The sequence below is a fragment of the Sporosarcina sp. HYO08 genome (assembly GCF_001563475.1).
GTDB lineage: Bacteria > Bacillota > Bacilli > Bacillales_A > Planococcaceae > Sporosarcina.
In genome coordinates this window covers 151288-167389 of the sequence record NZ_LPUT01000028.1, presented here as the reverse complement: position 1 = coordinate 167389, position 16102 = coordinate 151288, and the positions used below count along the sequence as shown (strand labels likewise).

The following is a 16102-nucleotide window of genomic DNA, read 5'->3' as shown; positions in this document are numbered from 1 at the left end:
ATTAACCTACCACTCCCATCAAGTAGACTACAGTGAAGATAAATACCCAGACGACGTCAATAAAGTGCCAGTATAGCGAGAATGTATAATACTTCGTCGCGTTATACAAGTTTAGTCCACGCTTCGCGTTACGGAAGATTAGTAACGTAATCCAAACAAGACCGATTGCGACGTGGAAACCGTGCGTTCCAACCAATGTAAAGAATGCAGAACTGAATGCACTATTGTTATACGTAAAACCTAACTGTGCGTAATGTGCGAACTCATAAACTTCTAGCATTAAGAAGCCTAAGCCTAAAAACGCCGTAACAGAAAGCCAAATTTGCATCTTTTTGAAGTTATAGTTTTTCATATGATACATCGCAAACACACTTGTCAATGAGGATGTTAATAATAGCATCGTCATGACGAATACAAGCGGCAACTCATAGAGTTCCTGTGCCGAAAACTCTGGGCCAGAAATTCCTTTGTCTTTCAGTGCAATGTAAACACCGAACAGCGTCGAGAATAGAATAACCTCTCCAGCTATGAATAGCCAGAAACCAACGAACTTGTTCTTTGCTTCTAGCGTAGCCCGCTCCGGATTAGCCGGCCACGTTTCAGGGGTAAACTTCTTATTTAAATCCATTAAATTTTACCCCCTTTTTCCTTTAAATCTTTTAGAACTTGTTCTTTCTTAACATAGAAACCTAAGTCGTCTTTCAGTGAACGTGCAGACATTGTCGCAAATGTGAAGAATAGACCTAGAACAAGTACTGGCAGTCCCCATGATGTCTCTAAACGATACATTGCACCAAACCCAGCTACGAATATCCCTAATGTCATAAGGAATGGGATAATCGAACCATTTGGCATGTGGATATCTTGAACTGGCTCGGCTGGTGTTAAACCAGATTCGTTCCCTTCTTGCTTTTCAATCCAAACAGAGTCAAGTCCACGAACAAGTGGTGTTTGAGCAAAGTTATAGAATGGCGGCGGAGACGGAATTGCCCACTCAAGTGTACGTCCATCACCCCATGGATCGTTTGGAACTGGTTTCTTCTGCACATGAGATTTGATCACGTTAATCAAGAAGATAATGACCCCAATACCCATTAACATTGCACCTATTGTACTGATGAAGTTGGCCGAGTTCCAGCCTTGACCATCCATATACGTCCAAACACGACGCGGCATTCCCCAGAACCCTAACCAGTGTTGGATTAAGAATGTCAGATGGAAGCCGATGAAGAAAAACCAGAATGTCCATTTACCAAGTGTTTCACTTAACATGACACCGAACATTTTCGGCCACCAAAGCGTCATTCCAGAGAAAATTCCTAGAACAACCCCTCCTACGATTACGTAGTGGAAGTGCGCAACAATAAAGTAAGAATCGTGCAATTGATAGTCAAGAGGTGCTGCCCCTTGCATGATCCCCGTAACGCCACCCATAACGAAAGATGGGATAAAACCAAGTGCATAAAGCATTGGTACAGTAACTTTAATGCTTCCGCCCCAAATGGTTAGTAGCCAGTTAAAGATTTTAACACCTGTTGGTACAGCAATCGCCATTGTAGCAACCGCGAAGATTGCGTTCGCTGTCGGTCCAAGACCAACTGTGAACATATGGTGAGCCCATACCATGAAACCTAAGAAACCGATTAATACTGTTGCGAAAACCATTGAAGCATAACCGAATAGACGTTTACGTGCAAAAATCGGGAATACTTCAGAGAAAATACCGAAAGCCGGTAAAATTAGAATATATACTTCAGGGTGACCGAAAATCCAGAAAATATGCTCCCAAATAATTGTATTTCCACCCATCGTATGGTCAAAGAAGTTTCCGCCAAACAAACGGTCAAATGTTAACATGAACAAACCAATTGTTAACGGCGGGAATGCGAATAAAATAAGTGCTGATGCAACAAACGTAGTCCAAGTAAATAGCGGCATACGCATGTAAGTCATCCCAGGTGCACGCATGTTAATAATTGTAACAAGGAAGTTAATCCCTGCCATTAACGTACCACCGCCGGCAATTTGAAGTCCGATGGCATAGAAGTCAATTCCATGTCCTTCAGATGTAATTGCAAGTGATGTATAAGATGTCCATCCTGCATCTGGAACTTGCCCGAAAAACCATGATAAGTTTAAAAAGATTCCACCAAAAATGAACATCCATAGGCCTAATGAGTTAATAAATGGGAAAGCAACGTCCCGTGCCCCAATTTGGAGCGGCATAATGGCGTTCATTAAACCAAACAAGATCGGCATGGCCGCTAAGAAAATCATCGTCGTTCCGTGCATCGTAATCAATTCGTTAAAAAGACCTGCACTGACGAGATCGTTGTTCGGCTTAAGGAGCTGTAGACGAATGATTAGTGCTTCAATTCCTCCGAGGACAAAGAAAAACAATCCGCCAAGGAGATAAAGAATTCCAATCTTCTTATGGTCAACTGTCGTCATCCAGTCCCAAACCGTTGCGCCAAAACTTCTTTTTTGAGCAACTGAACTCAATGTGTTTACCTCCTCTGTTAATTCACATTAATAAATTATTCTTCAACTTTTAATCCCATCAAGTAAACTGCAAGTGCATCTAGCTCTGCTTCTGAATATTGTGGGAAAGATGGCATTGTATTGCCAGGTTTGTATTTCTGTGTATCTTTAATCCATTCTTTTATTGACTCTTCAGTATGATCCATGTAACCCGCTACACGGTTACGGTCACCAAATGTTGCCAAGTTCGGTCCAGCAGCGCCTGTCGTTCCGACACCAGATACCGCGTGACACCCAATACAACTTTGTGCAAAGAGTGCTTCTCCGTCAGTTGCATCGGCATCTGCCATCTGACCGTCAGTTGCTTGCATTGCGACAACCCACTGATCAAATTCTGCACGAGGCATCGTTTTCACCTTGAAGTCCATTAATGCGTGAGAGGGTCCGCATAGCTCAGCACATTTACCGTAAAACACACCATCTTTAAGATTTTTCGAGTCTTTTTCAAATGTTAGATAAAACTTATTGACGTTCTCTACGTTCGTATCAAGTTTACCGCCTACAGCTGGAATCCAGAATGAGTGCTTCACATCCGCAGCGAGTAAATTGAAATAAACTTTTTCATCCATTGGGACAACTAGTTCTTGCGCTGTCACAATTCCTAGATCAGGATATTCAAATTCCCACCAATATAATTTCGCCGTTACATCAACGACAAGGTTTTCTGCATTTCCATCTTCATCCACAGCGCCCATAGCTGTTACATCACCCAGTTTATAAGTATAGTAAACCGTTGGCACTGCAAGAATTAGAACGAGGATAATCGGAATTGTTGTCCAGATAAGTTCTAACGTATGACTTCCTTCAACTTGCTCCGGCATGTGATCCTCACCTACCTTCGAACGTCTAAAACGAACGAGTGAAATTAAGTAGATGATAACGACTACAATGATTACGAGTAACATAATTGCAGACGACAATAACAGCAAATTGAATTGATCTTGACCAACTTGACCTGCCGGTAGAAGCGTGGAAAGTTCTTCTTGTCCACAGCCAGCAAGGAAGACAGTAAGCGCTGCTAATAGAGAAAAGAGACGCCAATTTTTGAGTCTTTTCATCACGTAATGATACCTCTCTTTCTGAAAATTGTTTTCTAATCCTGGAGACTGCTGACCTCTCTATGATGAATTCTTATTAATAAAGAAAGAATTCCGAATTTTTTAGATGAATATCGAGAAAATAATCATCGCAACAAATAAAATCGTCATGTAATTCAGGGAATAAATAAACATCGATGTTGCCCATTTCAAATCTTCTTTTACTTTAAAACCTTTCAACGCTAAATATAGCCATCCTGCATTTAATACTGTAGCTAGAATGATAAAGCCGATACCAAGGTCAGATAGTAAGAATGGTAATGGGAATAAGAGCAACACCCATCCTAACATTGATTTTTTCGTTCTGGCAAATCCCTTTACAACAGGCAACATAGGAATGTTCGCCGCCCGGTACTCCTCCGTGCGCCGCATCGCAAGTGCGTAAAAGTGAGGCGGTTGCCAAATGAACATAATAAGGAACAGCGCCCATGCACCTGCACCAAGCGATGGTTCAACTGCTGCCCAGCCAATTAGCGGCGGAATCGCACCAGAGATGCTGCCAACAACAGTATTGCTTACATGCTTTCGTTTAGACCACATGGAATACAGCACAACATAACTAAATACACCGATCAATCCCCACACACCAGCTGCTGTTGAAGTTAAAAACAAGAGAACCTCACCAACAACGACAAATGTTAGGGCAAGAATGAGTACAGCCGATGCATTAAATCTTCCTGTTACCGTCGGCCGTGATTTTGTTCTTGTCATAATCGGGTCAATATCACGGTCAATTAGATTGTTTAGCGCCGCGGAACCTGCGAGAATGAGTGCCGATCCTCCAAGCGTAAAGACAAGGATATCGATATGCTGCACGAAGCTTTTACCCGTTAACTGAAACGCCAAAAACAAACCTGTGAAAACTGTTATGAGATTTGAATTGACAATACCAATTTTTATAAGTGCCAGGAAGTCCTTTAGCACAGAATTTGTTTCAACTTCTGTCTGAACCGACGTCGAAACAATTCGCCCATTTGTCACAGTACCCCTCCTTTCCTACATGGTCCAAGATGTAAATTGCCATTACAAATTGGAATTAAGTCATTTTTATCCAAAATAACCTATATTCCGCGGAACATTGACACTGCTACTCCTTCTAATGTCTATGATAGATCATTTCAATAGGTCATTTGTGAAGTCAAAGGGTCTTTTTTATGAACATTTTGTGAAATAAGGGTTACACATCTCCTTTTTAACCGTTTTTCATTGTTATTTCAAGCCTTTTTCGCTATTATCAAAATTGCAGAGGTATTATTGAAGTGCTAGAAACTTCTCAAAAAGTAACTTACGATCGTTATTATGAAAAGTAGGTGTCTTATTTTTGCAGTATAATAAATTCTTGAAATGGTTTGCAGTTGCTTCAACGATCGGGATGCTTTTGATCCTTCTTGGCGGCGCTCTTGTGACAAAAACAGATAGCGGTCTCGGGTGTGGAAGACATTGGCCTGGCTGTAATGGAAATCTTATTCCAGACGAAATTACCCCTGAAGTTTTAATTGAATTTTCTCATCGTCTTGTCACGGGCGCGGTTGGGATTTTCATTCTCGTATTGTCAATTTGGTCTTGGAAAGCAATTGGACACATACGCGAAACTAAATTTTTAGCATTCATGGCTGTGTTCTTCCTCATCCTGCAAGCGTTAATCGGTGCGGCTCAAGTTTTATGGGGACAAGGTGACTTTATCCTTGCGCTCCACTTTGGTATATCCCTAATCTCTTTTGCTTCCGTATTTCTATTAACGCTTCTAGTATTTGAAGTAGATCAGAAATTTGATACGGACAAAATCAATATCGGCAATAAGTTGAAATGGCATACGATCGGTGTCTCTGTATATTCTTATATTGTTGTCTATACAGGTGCCCTTGTGCGGCACACCGAATCAGAATTGGCTTGCGCCAGCTGGCCGCTATGTCGAAATACATTTGAATTACCGGGCGATATGTATGAATGGATCCAAATGGGACATCGTGCAGCAGCGTTTTTAATATTCCTTTGGATCGGTATCATTGCATTGCATGTCATCCGACATTATCGCGATCAGCGTGCAATCTATTGGGGTTGGCTCACTACATTTGCGCTCGTCACGCTTCAATTGTTAACCGGAATGACTGTCGTTCTCACGAAGCTTAACTTATACGTTACACTGTTACATTCGTTATTTATCACACTTATGTTCGGACTATTAACTTATATGCTCTTACTAGTTTCCAGGAGTAAATAACTTACGGAGAGACTGCCCATTGCGGCGGTCTTTTTTAATATATGTGTTCCGTTATTTAGATAAGAAATAAAAGTTGTAAAAGTTTTATAACTTTTGTCTATCTAGTGAACTTTCGAATTGTGTATGAACACGAATATTTTTAAAGGGAGTATTAGCCCATTGGAAAAAGGAGTACCTGTATCTCGGCACTCCTTTTTCTTTATGGCTTTTTACAATCAGTCTTCTAACTCGATTAATAAATCTCCTGTTACGATCGAGTCGCCAGCTGTCACATAAATATCTTTCACAACCCCATCGTATGGCGCCTGAATCGTTGTTTCCATTTTCATTGCTTCTGTAATGAGCAGGTGCTCACCGCGTTTTACTTTCGCTCCAACATCTACTGCTACCTTCAATACCATTCCAGGCATTGTCGCCGCAATATGTGATCTGTTGGCAGGATCCGCTTTTACTTTTCGAACTTGATCCGTTTCCACGCTTAGATCCTCAATAATAATTTCACGTGGCTGACCGTTCAATTCAAAGTAAATAACACGTGTAGCATCAGATTGCGGTTCTCCGATGGAAACAAGTTTGATGATTAATGTTTTTCCTTTTTCAATCTCAACTTCGATTTCTTCTCCTATACGCATTCCATATAGGAATTCAGGCGTACTAATAACGGAAACGTCCCCAAACTGCTTATTCATCGTGGAATACTCTTCAAAGACTTTCGGGTAAAGTGCATAAGCCAATACATCATGACTTGTCACTGGACGCCCTAGCTTCTCGTTCAATTCACCGCGCAGCTTCTCAAAGTCAACTTCTTCCAAAAGTTCGCCTGGTCGAACTGTAATGGCTTCACGCTCTTTTAAGACAACTTTCTGCAGTTCCTTCGGGAAACCGCCATAAGGCTGTCCAATATACCCTTCAAAGAATTCAATAACTGATTCCGGGAAGTCAATTGTTTCGCCGCGTGTAATAACACTTTCTTCGTCCAAATTATTTTGAACCATGAATAGCGCCATATCACCTACAACTTTTGATGATGGTGTCACTTTAACAATATCACCAAATAGCATGTTCACACGGGAATACATATTTTTAACTTCTTCCCAACGCTCCCCAAGACCTACACCTTTCGCTTGTTGCTGTAAGTTCGAGTATTGGCCTCCTGGCATTTCATGCACATAGATCTCAGAATGTGGGCTAATCATCCCACTTTCGAAATGCTGATAATATTTACGAACATCTTCCCAATAGTAGGATAGATCTTCTAGCGCTTTAACGTCTGCACGTACTTTACGCTCATTACCTTGCATTGCATAGTAAAGCGAGCTTGCTGAAGGTTGTGATGTCAATCCAGACATCGCGCCAAGCGCTGTATCGACAATGTCAACACCTGCTTCAATCGCTCTGCCGTACATAAAGATGCCGTTGCCGCTCGTATCATGAGAGTGCAAGTGAATTGGAATATCAATCGTTTCTTTCAGTTCAGAAATGAGTCGGTAAGCCGCTTCAGGTTTTAACAGTCCCGCCATATCTTTAATCGCAAGGATATGAGCACCTGCAGCTTCTAATTCTTTTGCCATTTCTTTGTAATAATTGACCGTGTATTTCGCACGGGAATCATCCAAAATGTCTCCTGTATAGCAAAGAGCTGCTTCTGCAACTTTCCCTGATTGACGAGTTGCATCAATCGCAACTTCCATTCCTTTAATCCAGTTCAAGCTGTCGAAAATACGGAAAACGTCTACGCCAGCTTCCGCTGATTCGCTAATAAATTCACGGATCACATTATCTGGGTAGTTTGTATAGCCAACCGCATTTGCACCGCGAACAAGCATTTGGAACATGACGTTTGGAATTTGCTCACGAAGTTTGAGCAGTCGATCCCATGGACTTTCTTTCAAGAAACGGTACGCGACGTCAAACGTTGCTCCGCCCCATAATTCGAAAGAAAATAGATCAGGCATCAATCTAGCCGACTCAGATGCGATCGCAGTAATATCTGCTGTACGCAAACGAGTAGCAAGCAATGATTGGTGCGCATCACGGAAAGTAGTGTCTGTTAATAAGACGTCGTTTTGCTCTTTAATCCAATTAACGAGACCTTCTGCACCGCGTTCATCTAAAATTTGTTTTGTACCTGCCGGCGGCGGTGTTAATAGATCAACAACCGGCTTGCGTACTGGATGGAATACTGGCTTAGACTGTTTTTCTAGTCCAGGGAATCCATTGATTGTTACATTTCCTAGGTAATTTAACAATTTCGTTCCGCGGTCTTTACGGTTCGGGAACAAAAATAGTTCAGGTGTTGTATCGATAAAGCTTGTATCGTAATCGCCCGCTAAGAATTTCTTATGTTTAACGACATTTTCCAAGAAAGGAATATTTGTCTTAATACCTCGAATACGGAACTCCACTAAGTTTCGGTTCATTTTATTTGCCGCTTCTTGGAATGTATTGCCCCAAGTAGATACTTTAACAAGTAAAGAATCGTAGTACGGTGTAATAACAGCACCTTGGAAGCCATTTCCTGCATCTAGACGAACACCAAAACCTCCGCCCGAGCGATAAACAGCTAGTTTACCTGTATCAGGCATAAAGTCATTCAATGGATCTTCAGTCGTTACGCGGGATTGAATTGCATAGCCGAACAAAGGAATTTGATCTTGTGATGGAATTTTCGAATCCCCTTCATGCAAGTTTTGTCCATCTGCAATGCGAATTTGTGCATGAACGATATCAATTCCGGTTACCATTTCCGTGATCGTATGCTCAACTTGAATACGAGGGTTTACCTCAATGAAGTAAAACTCATCGCCAGCTACAAGAAACTCAACTGTACCTGCATTCAGATATTTTACGTTTTCCATCAATTGCACAGCAGCATTACAAATTTTTTCACTTAAGCCATCAGGAAGTGAAATGGATGGTGCAATTTCAACCACTTTTTGGTGACGGCGTTGAATCGAACAATCGCGTTCGTAAAGATGAACGACATTACCGAATGAATCGCCAAGAATTTGCACTTCAATGTGCTTTGGCTTATTGATAAATTTTTCAACGTACATTTCATCGCTACCAAAAGCTGATTTTGCTTCTGATTTGGCACGCTCATACGCTTCGACGACCTCGTCCGCGTTATTCACGATTCGCATACCGCGACCACCGCCGCCTAAGGAAGCTTTAATGATGATTGGATAGCCATACGCATCACCAAACGATACAACTTCGTCGACGGAGGAAACTGGCCCATCACTGCCAGGAATAACCGGGATTCCCGCATTAATCGCTTGCGTTCTTGCTTTCACTTTATCCCCAAACATATCAAGATGTTCGGATGTTGGTCCGATAAAGATAATTCCCTCTTCTTCAAGGCGACGAGCAAACTCCCTATTCTCTGCAAGGAAACCATAGCCCGGGTGAACCGCATCTGCCCCAGAGTCTTTTGCAATCGCAATAATGCCCTCAATGTCTAGGTAGGCATCGATTGGTTTTTTCCCTTTCCCCACAAGGTACGACTCATCCGCCTTGTATCGATGGAATGACCCACTGTCTTCAGTTGAATAAATTCCAACTGTCGAAATATTCAGCTCGGTACAAGCACGGAAAATACGAATGGCGATTTCTCCGCGGTTAGCAACAAGAATTTTCTTAATCTTTTCCATCCACAAGGCACTTCCTTCTCTATTTGTTTTTTTCATATTTCACGAACATTGATACATTCATCAATATTCCTAAAGACAAAGATAACAGAATAACTGAAGTTCCGCCATAGCTAATAAACGGCAGGGGTACCCCTGTAAGCGGTATCAACCCTGTTAGGCCGCCCAAATTCACAAATGTTTGAATTCCAATTACACTGCCAATTCCTGCCGCTAACATGCGGGCATGGGGATCTTTTGCCCTCAAAGCAATAACAAATGCCCTTAAAACGATAAAACCTAATCCCCCTATGACAATAGAGGTCCCTAATACGCCTAACTCTTCAGAAATAACCGCCATAATGACATCGGTATGCGGTTCCGGTAAATAACCCATTTTTTGAACGGAGTTGCCAAGCCCCAGCCCCTTAACACCGCCAGCACCAATCGCGATATACCCATTGGCAATTTGATAACCCGAGCCTTGTACATAATCAAAAGGATTTAGGAATGATAGCAATCGTCCTACTCTACTCTGCGTCATGACTTTGTCCCACACAAAGTAGTAGATAATAATCGCCACCGGAATCATGAAGATCGCAACAAATCCGCTTAATTTCGCAAAGGTTTTTGCCTTAATACCACTTGCCGCCATGACACATAATGCCGTCATGACAATAATGAATGATGTACCTATATCGGTTTCCAACATAATCGATCCGATGACAATTGCAAGAATGGTCATTGGCGGTCCAATTGATTTGTTTATGCTGTCGATCATGCCCGACTCATATTTTTTCGCGAAAACACTTGAGAAATAGACGATCATTACAAGCTTTGCCACCTCGGATGGCTGCAAACTTCCGAAAGGTGTGTTAATCCAACTATTTGCCCCTACATGATCTCCTGTCCCAATAATATGGACAAGTGGCAGCAAAACAAACATGATCGTGACCATCGTCACCATAATTACTTTTCTCTTATAATTTTTATAGGGAAAGAAAGCTGCCAAAAAAAAGGCAGGTAAGGCTAAACAAAGATTGACTATTTGTTTACGAAAGAACAAGTTTGCCTCTCCCTTATAAAGATTGACAGCGGTTCCCATACTCGCGCTATAAATCATAACAAGCCCAAAAAGACAAAGGACTAAATAGACAAAGAAAAGTGGAAAGTCAAAATAGCGCAAGATTCTTTTAGCATAATTCTTCATAATTCAAACCCCATTTTTAATCTTACTTTTATAAGTTCTACTATTATATATAAGTTTTACTGCTATAAAATGTTGATTTTTCTTCCTATAAAGTTCATTTATCGAACTGCTCGTTTTGAGGCGCTTGTTTTTTCAACCGCAACAAGTTAAACAAAAAACTCAAACCTTTTTGTCAGTTTGAGTTTTCAGCTTATTCCCTCGTATATAATTCGTGTAAGACGTTCATTTCTTTTTCTAGCAAGGAAAGAATCTCATTTCCTTTCGCACGCTCAATTAGTCCAAGTTTTACAGCAAAATCAATTTCACGGGACAGCCCGTACATTTGTGTATCTAACACTTCTTCATAAAGTGGGCATTGCGGCATCGTCAAATGATCCATTTGCACTTTAATCAGTTGAGCAATCTTATCAGCATCAGCCTGAAGCTGCTTCAATGCCTTTTCTTGATAGGTTTCTTGCAATTCTATATCCATGAGGACGCCCCCCACCAACCTTTTATCGCTTGATTGATACATTTGTTGAATAAATTGTATCTTTTGATAGGAAAAAATGCAAGCTTTTCCCTTTCTTCACATTTGCTCTTAAGAAGAAAAACTTTTCCCAAACGGCTGAAAACGCTATACTAGGAGAAATGGCATTTTTACTTACCTTGACAAATACATTTTCCGGGGTAAGTAAAGCCTCCGGCCGATGCCACAGATTTTGATTAGCATTCGTGTTCTTTATGAACATAGAACCTTTTATATGGGGGTAACATCATTTGGAAACAATTATACCGATCAAAGGCAATGTGCGTTATTCAATCACACTCGATCCGACCGTCTGGATTTTTGATGATCGTCGAATTGACTTAAATACGTACTTTTCGGAGCTACGTAGCGAAGTCGATGAAATAGAAGAATATAAAAAAGACATGGGCAGTCACTGGTCCCGTGAAATAATGGAAGGCGCTACTTTCCCGCCGACATTGAAAACAGAAAAGATTTACGAGAAAACAAAAATGTTAACGGGAACTTTCGGGATTTTTCTACATAATTTCTTAAAAATTGCAGAACCGGATGAACATGCGAAAACATTAGTTTTTGAAACATCGGAGGGCAAAGAGCATCGTTTTCCTTATGATCAAAGAGAAGAGATCATTTTTAAATTTAGTCAGGAAGGAAAACCGCTAGTTGATGACGGACCTGTTCATTTACTCTTAAAAGACGGTTCCAATCAAGACCATCCCATTCGAAATATAATGGCAATCCGAGTTGAATAAGGAGAGATTTTTATGCGTGTGAAATGCGTCATTTGCGAACAAGTAGGTCAGCTACCCGACCACGCTCCGCTTGCAAAGAAACTAAGAAATCGTCCGATTCATACTTATATGTGTGAGCAGTGCCATGATCGCATTACTGAAAAAACAATCGCACGAATCGCCACCGGCAATTTTATATTCAGACGCAGCTCACATCCAACGGAAGAGGATTTTTAACGAAGTAAAAAACGACTCGGTTGCCTTACGCAACCGGGTCGTTTTCCCCTTTGTATTCTTTTAACCTTCGAACACGGTAGATGATCAAAATAAGTGCTGCTACAATAAGTCCTTCTACAATTGGCAGGAAAAAGGCGAGGAAAGTTAAAACGAGACAGCCGAAAAACAAAAATATATAAATGACAAGGCTTTGAAGAGGATGAAGCTTTTTCGCAAAACCTAGTTTGTAAACGATCGCAGACATCAGAAGAACGAGACCAAACAAGATATAGCCCGCAATTGTATAGGAAGGCATCACTTCATAAATAAAGCGCGCAATCCCAGACATTCTGCCAAAAACGAACTCTGTATCCTCTACTTTCATTCCATATACATTCCTTTCTTAACCTCACTACATAGAAGCGAAATACTTATACCATATTAACATACTGCTGCATTCAAAATGTTTCATTCGCTTTAATAAAAGCAGCATTGTTCGAATTTCGACACAATGCTGCCTTTATTAATTGTAGGTATTCATTTGGCCTTTTTGTTAGCCAACTTAAGATTCGGCAAGTTTTTTCTTTTTCTGAATTCGCTCGCGTTCATTTTTATCCAGAACTTTTTTACGAAGTCGAATCGATTCTGGTGTAACTTCGCAGTATTCATCGTCATCCAAATATTGCAGTGCTTCTTCTAATGACATGATACGTGGCTTTTTAGTTGTGACCGTTTGATCTTTCGTCGCCGAACGAACATTTGTGGCTTGTTTTGCACGTGTTAAGTTAATCGTTAGGTCAGTGTCCCGTGTATTTTCACCAACGATCATTCCTGCATAAATAGGTGTTCCGGCTTCGACAAACATCGTACCTCGATCTTCTAGTTGCGAGATACTATACGGAGTCACAGCGCCATTTTCCATTGACACAAGCACGCCATTACGCCGGCCGCCAACTTTTCCGTGCACGATTGGTTTATACGTGTCGAACGTGTGATTCAAAATTCCGTAACCATGTGTCATTGTTAAAAATTCCGTTGTATAACCAATTAATCCACGTGCCGGCACTTGGAAAACAAGACGAACTTGTCCATTTCCATTATTAATCATATCAAGCATTTCGCCTTTTCGTGCACCAAGCGATTCAATGACAGCGCCTGTGTATGCTTCAGGTGTATCGATCTGAACACGCTCATATGGTTCACATTTGACACCATCAATCTCACGGATAATGACTTCTGGTTTTGATACTTGCAGTTCATATCCTTCGCGTCTCATGTTTTCGATCAGAATGGAAAGATGCAGTTCACCGCGTCCCGAAACAACCCAGGCGTCTGGAGAATCGGTCGGTTCAACTCGCAGTGAAACGTCCGTTTCCAACTCAGCTTCTAGGCGTTCTTCAATTTTTCTTGCTGTCACCCATTTACCTTCTTTCCCTGCAAATGGACTATTATTGACAAGAAACGTCATTTGAAGTGTAGGTTCATCAATATGCAGTGCCGGAAGTGCTTCTGGATGATCTACCGGACAAATCGTTTCACCAACATCTATCGCTTCCATTCCGGAAACGGCGACAAGATCTCCAGCAAATGCTTCTTCAATCTCGACACGCTTCAATCCTAAAAATCCAGCCATTTTTGTTACTCTGAAATTTTTGATCGACCCGTCCCGTTTTAAAACGGAAACATGCTGTCCGACTTTCATCGTTCCACGGAAAATCCGTCCGATCCCAATACGGCCAACGTAGTCGTTGTAGTCGAGTAACGAGACTTGGAATTGCAGCGGCTCCTCTCGATTGTCTATTGGCGCGGGAATATGTTCAATAATGGAATCATATAGAACTCTAAGCGTTTCTTCTTGCGTTTCTGGATCCGGGGAAAGACTTGCCGTTCCATTGAATCCGGATGCATAAACAACTGGAAATTCAAGTTGCTCATCATTCGCATCCAGTTCAATAAATAATTCAAGCACTTCATCAACAACTTCTGTCGGACGCGCAAAATCCCGGTCTATTTTATTGACAACGACGATCGGTTTTATATTTTCTTCAAGCGCTTTTTTCAAAACGAAGCGGGTTTGCGGCATACACCCCTCATAGGCATCAACAACAAGCACGACACCATCTACCATTTTTAAAATCCGCTCGACTTCACCGCCAAAGTCGGCATGTCCCGGCGTGTCTAATATGTTGATTTTTGTTTCTTTATAATGCACCGCAGTATTCTTTGCTAAAATTGTAATTCCACGTTCACGTTCAATATCATTCGAGTCCATTGCCCGGTCATCGACTTGCTCATTCGACCGGAAAATCCCTGATTGTTTTAAAAGCTGGTCGACAAGTGTTGTTTTTCCGTGGTCAACGTGTGCGATAATTGCAATATTACGTAAATCTTCACGTTCTTTTAACATCGTTTCACTCCATTAGTCTTTTTTCGGATGGTTAACTGTGTTATTATAGCACATAGGCTTTCAATGCAAAATTATTTTCTCGATAATTTGATAAATAAAAAATGGAGGGTGTTTTTTTGAAAAACGTAAAATGGGTTTTCGTTTTTTACTCCATTGCCGCAATTGCTGCCATGTCTGCAATTGGGATCGCTGTTGCGATGCGCAGCTTCTTATTCGCATTCATCGCATTTTTTGCACTTATGTTCATTATGGGCAACGGCTTTAAGACGAAAAAGAATATGCGTGAGCAAGGATTATTATAACGTCCAGATTAGTGTACCCAAAATTTCTAAAAGGACTATTCGATCTGTTTTACAACGATCGAATAGTCCCTATTATTTTAAGCAGATATACTTTTCCATTATTTCTTTATGCAGACCAGGTCTAGCGACGATAAAGGTTTCTTGTCCAAGCAGACGCGGCTTTTCGCCTTTCATAGTCGTAGTGAGTGCGCCAACTTCTTGAGCAATAATCATTCCGCCTGCAATATCCCACGGCGATAGCCTCATGGACAGATAAGCATCAATTTTCCCCGAGGAAACATAGGCAAGTTCAATGGCTGCTGATCCATAAGATCTCGTCCCTCTACAAGATTTCACCAATTCTATTATTGGCTCATGCTCTACATATCGATTAGGGGCAACCCAGCTTGCATTAATACCAATTATCGCTTCACGAAGCGGAGTCGTTTCCAATGTAGGTAACCGTTCATCATTGAAATAAGCGCCTTCTCCTTTAGCCGCGTGATAAAAATCATCCCGCATGACATCATATATGTACCCAAGCATGCCAATCCCATCGGCATAAATCCCTAGTGAGATGGCAAAGTTTCGTTTTTGATGAACAAAATTCATCGTCCCGTCAATCGGATCAAGTATCCATACAATTCCTTTTAAAGACTCAAGTTCACTGCCGTACCCTTCCTCACCCAAAATTTTATGATCAGGAAAATCACGGCCAATCCGTTTAACAAAAAACCGCTCGATATCCCGATCAATATTCGTCACCAAGTCATTCGCATGTGCTTTCGAATCGATATCAATGTGACTGAAAAAAGATACACGTATTTTATGCCCGGCTTCTTTAATAAGCGATTTTGCATAGCGGTCAATAATTCCCCAGTTCATGGCACTTCCACCTCTTCCAGTCAAAATATTTTCAACTTCAAAGAAAGGACTTAACCTACATTATAGCATAACAAAAAGGCATTCCGTTGCACATTCTCTTCCGAGAAAGGTGCACGAATGCCTCTTTTGACAAGCAGCATGGTTTACGCGAAACCATTTAAAACTTCCAACTCGTGGCGGATTTCCATAAGTCTTTTTTTGCTTTTCATCATTTGTTCTTCGTCTTCTTGTTGGATCGCATCATACAGGGTTGCCAATTCATAATCAAGTTCAAGATTTAGCATCTTCACATATTCCTTTTCCACGTCTGTTTTACGAATTACATGTACAACTTGTTTCATAGGAAACACCCCTTTTATTGAATAACGTCAATTTT

General features: G+C 41.2%; 15 protein-coding genes. 4 read left to right on the top strand and 11 right to left on the bottom strand.

Translation table 11 applies throughout. The annotated features are described in order from the left end of the window. Window position 1: 1 nt before the first annotated feature. From AU377_RS12190 to cyoE, 4 genes are all read right to left on the bottom strand, one after another. Window positions 2–628, bottom strand: coding sequence for a cytochrome (ubi)quinol oxidase subunit III (locus AU377_RS12190; RefSeq protein WP_067408040.1), 627 nt, complete (start codon window positions 626–628; stop codon window positions 2–4). Further along, a complete protein-coding gene (locus AU377_RS12185) occupies window positions 628–2502 on the bottom strand; it encodes a cytochrome c oxidase subunit I (RefSeq protein ID WP_067408039.1) in 1875 nt (624 codons plus the stop codon). Before AU377_RS12185 ends, AU377_RS12190 begins: the two co-directional genes overlap by 1 nt. Window positions 2503–2537: 35 nt before the next feature. Continuing rightward, the gene (gene coxB, locus AU377_RS12180; protein ID WP_067408038.1) at window positions 2538–3602 is read right to left on the bottom strand and encodes a cytochrome c oxidase subunit II; all 1065 of its coding nucleotides are present in this window, start codon (window positions 3600–3602) and stop codon (window positions 2538–2540) included. A 99-nt stretch (window positions 3603–3701) separates the two neighbouring features. Next, window positions 3702–4619 carry a heme o synthase gene (cyoE, locus tag AU377_RS12175; protein WP_067408037.1) on the bottom strand — a complete coding sequence of 306 codons (918 nt, stop codon included), beginning with the start codon at window positions 4617–4619 and terminating at the stop codon, window positions 3702–3704. Between the two features lie 340 nt (window positions 4620–4959). Here cyoE and AU377_RS12170 point away from each other — a divergent pair, with 340 nt between their 5' ends. Beyond that, on the top strand, window positions 4960–5859 hold the full coding sequence (locus AU377_RS12170; RefSeq protein WP_067408036.1) for a heme A synthase: 900 nt from the start codon (window positions 4960–4962) through the stop codon (window positions 5857–5859). A 215-nt stretch (window positions 5860–6074) separates the two neighbouring features. Here the strand turns inward: AU377_RS12170 and pyc are convergent, their stop codons facing one another. The 3 genes from pyc to AU377_RS12155 form a co-directional block, all read right to left on the bottom strand. Continuing rightward, window positions 6075–9512 (bottom strand): pyruvate carboxylase, encoded by a 3438-nt coding sequence (gene pyc / locus AU377_RS12165; protein WP_067408035.1) that lies wholly within the window; start codon window positions 9510–9512, stop codon window positions 6075–6077. Window positions 9513–9531: 19 nt separating this feature from the next. Continuing rightward, entirely contained in the window at window positions 9532–10698 is a 1167-nt protein-coding gene (locus tag AU377_RS12160; RefSeq protein ID WP_067408034.1) for an FtsW/RodA/SpoVE family cell cycle protein, read from the bottom strand. Window positions 10699–10888: 190 nt separating this feature from the next. Then, window positions 10889–11170 carry a YlaN family protein gene (locus tag AU377_RS12155; protein ID WP_067408033.1) on the bottom strand — a complete coding sequence of 94 codons (282 nt, stop codon included), beginning with the start codon at window positions 11168–11170 and terminating at the stop codon, window positions 10889–10891. A gap of 287 nt (window positions 11171–11457) precedes the next feature. Here AU377_RS12155 and AU377_RS12150 point away from each other — a divergent pair, with 287 nt between their 5' ends. Both AU377_RS12150 and AU377_RS12145 read left to right on the top strand, forming a co-directional pair. Further along, the gene (locus AU377_RS12150; RefSeq protein WP_067408032.1) at window positions 11458–11958 is read left to right on the top strand and encodes a hypothetical protein; all 501 of its coding nucleotides are present in this window, start codon (window positions 11458–11460) and stop codon (window positions 11956–11958) included. Between the two features lie 12 nt (window positions 11959–11970). Further along, window positions 11971–12174 carry a YlaI family protein gene (locus AU377_RS12145; RefSeq protein WP_067408031.1) on the top strand — a complete coding sequence of 68 codons (204 nt, stop codon included), beginning with the start codon at window positions 11971–11973 and terminating at the stop codon, window positions 12172–12174. Between the two features lie 25 nt (window positions 12175–12199). Here AU377_RS12145 and AU377_RS12140 read toward each other — a convergent pair whose 3' ends face one another. Together AU377_RS12140 and typA are read right to left on the bottom strand one after the other, a co-directional pair. Next, complete coding sequence (locus AU377_RS12140) at window positions 12200–12538, bottom strand: YlaH-like family protein (RefSeq protein ID WP_253724479.1); 339 nt, start codon at window positions 12536–12538, stop codon at window positions 12200–12202. Between the two features lie 177 nt (window positions 12539–12715). Beyond that, window positions 12716–14560 (bottom strand): translational GTPase TypA, encoded by a 1845-nt coding sequence (gene typA, locus AU377_RS12135; RefSeq protein ID WP_067408030.1) that lies wholly within the window; start codon window positions 14558–14560, stop codon window positions 12716–12718. Window positions 14561–14676: 116 nt separating this feature from the next. Here typA and AU377_RS12130 point away from each other — a divergent pair, with 116 nt between their 5' ends. Beyond that, a complete protein-coding gene (locus AU377_RS12130; protein WP_067408029.1) occupies window positions 14677–14862 on the top strand; it encodes a DUF5325 family protein in 186 nt (61 codons plus the stop codon). 72 nt (window positions 14863–14934) lie between these two features. On the opposite strand, the gene AU377_RS12125 is transcribed toward AU377_RS12130, so the two are convergent. Both AU377_RS12125 and AU377_RS12120 read right to left on the bottom strand, forming a co-directional pair. Further along, complete coding sequence (locus tag AU377_RS12125; RefSeq protein WP_067408028.1) at window positions 14935–15726, bottom strand: inositol monophosphatase family protein; 792 nt, start codon at window positions 15724–15726, stop codon at window positions 14935–14937. A 143-nt stretch (window positions 15727–15869) separates the two neighbouring features. Continuing rightward, window positions 15870–16067 carry a hypothetical protein gene (locus AU377_RS12120; RefSeq protein ID WP_067408027.1) on the bottom strand — a complete coding sequence of 66 codons (198 nt, stop codon included), beginning with the start codon at window positions 16065–16067 and terminating at the stop codon, window positions 15870–15872. Window positions 16068–16102: the final 35 nt, after the last annotated feature.

What these genes read in the sequence shown, in the direction of transcription:
- AU377_RS12155 (WP_067408033.1), bottom strand. Translation starts at nt 11,170, where the DNA reads ATGGATATAGAATTGCAAGAAACCTATCAAGAAAAGGCATTGAAGCAG.
- AU377_RS12190 (WP_067408040.1), bottom strand. Translation starts at nt 628, where the DNA reads ATGGATTTAAATAAGAAGTTTACCCCTGAAACGTGGCCGGCTAATCCG.
- AU377_RS12125 (WP_067408028.1), bottom strand. Translation starts at nt 15,726, where the DNA reads ATGAACTGGGGAATTATTGACCGCTATGCAAAATCGCTTATTAAAGAA.
- typA (WP_067408030.1), bottom strand. Translation starts at nt 14,560, where the DNA reads ATGTTAAAAGAACGTGAAGATTTACGTAATATTGCAATTATCGCACAC.
- AU377_RS12120 (WP_067408027.1), bottom strand. Translation starts at nt 16,067, where the DNA reads ATGAAACAAGTTGTACATGTAATTCGTAAAACAGACGTGGAAAAGGAA.
- AU377_RS12160 (WP_067408034.1), bottom strand. Translation starts at nt 10,698, where the DNA reads ATGAAGAATTATGCTAAAAGAATCTTGCGCTATTTTGACTTTCCACTT.
- AU377_RS12140 (WP_253724479.1), bottom strand. Translation starts at nt 12,538, where the DNA reads ATGAAAGTAGAGGATACAGAGTTCGTTTTTGGCAGAATGTCTGGGATT.
- pyc (WP_067408035.1), bottom strand. Translation starts at nt 9,512, where the DNA reads ATGGAAAAGATTAAGAAAATTCTTGTTGCTAACCGCGGAGAAATCGCC.
- AU377_RS12145 (WP_067408031.1), top strand. Translation starts at nt 11,971, where the DNA reads ATGCGTGTGAAATGCGTCATTTGCGAACAAGTAGGTCAGCTACCCGAC.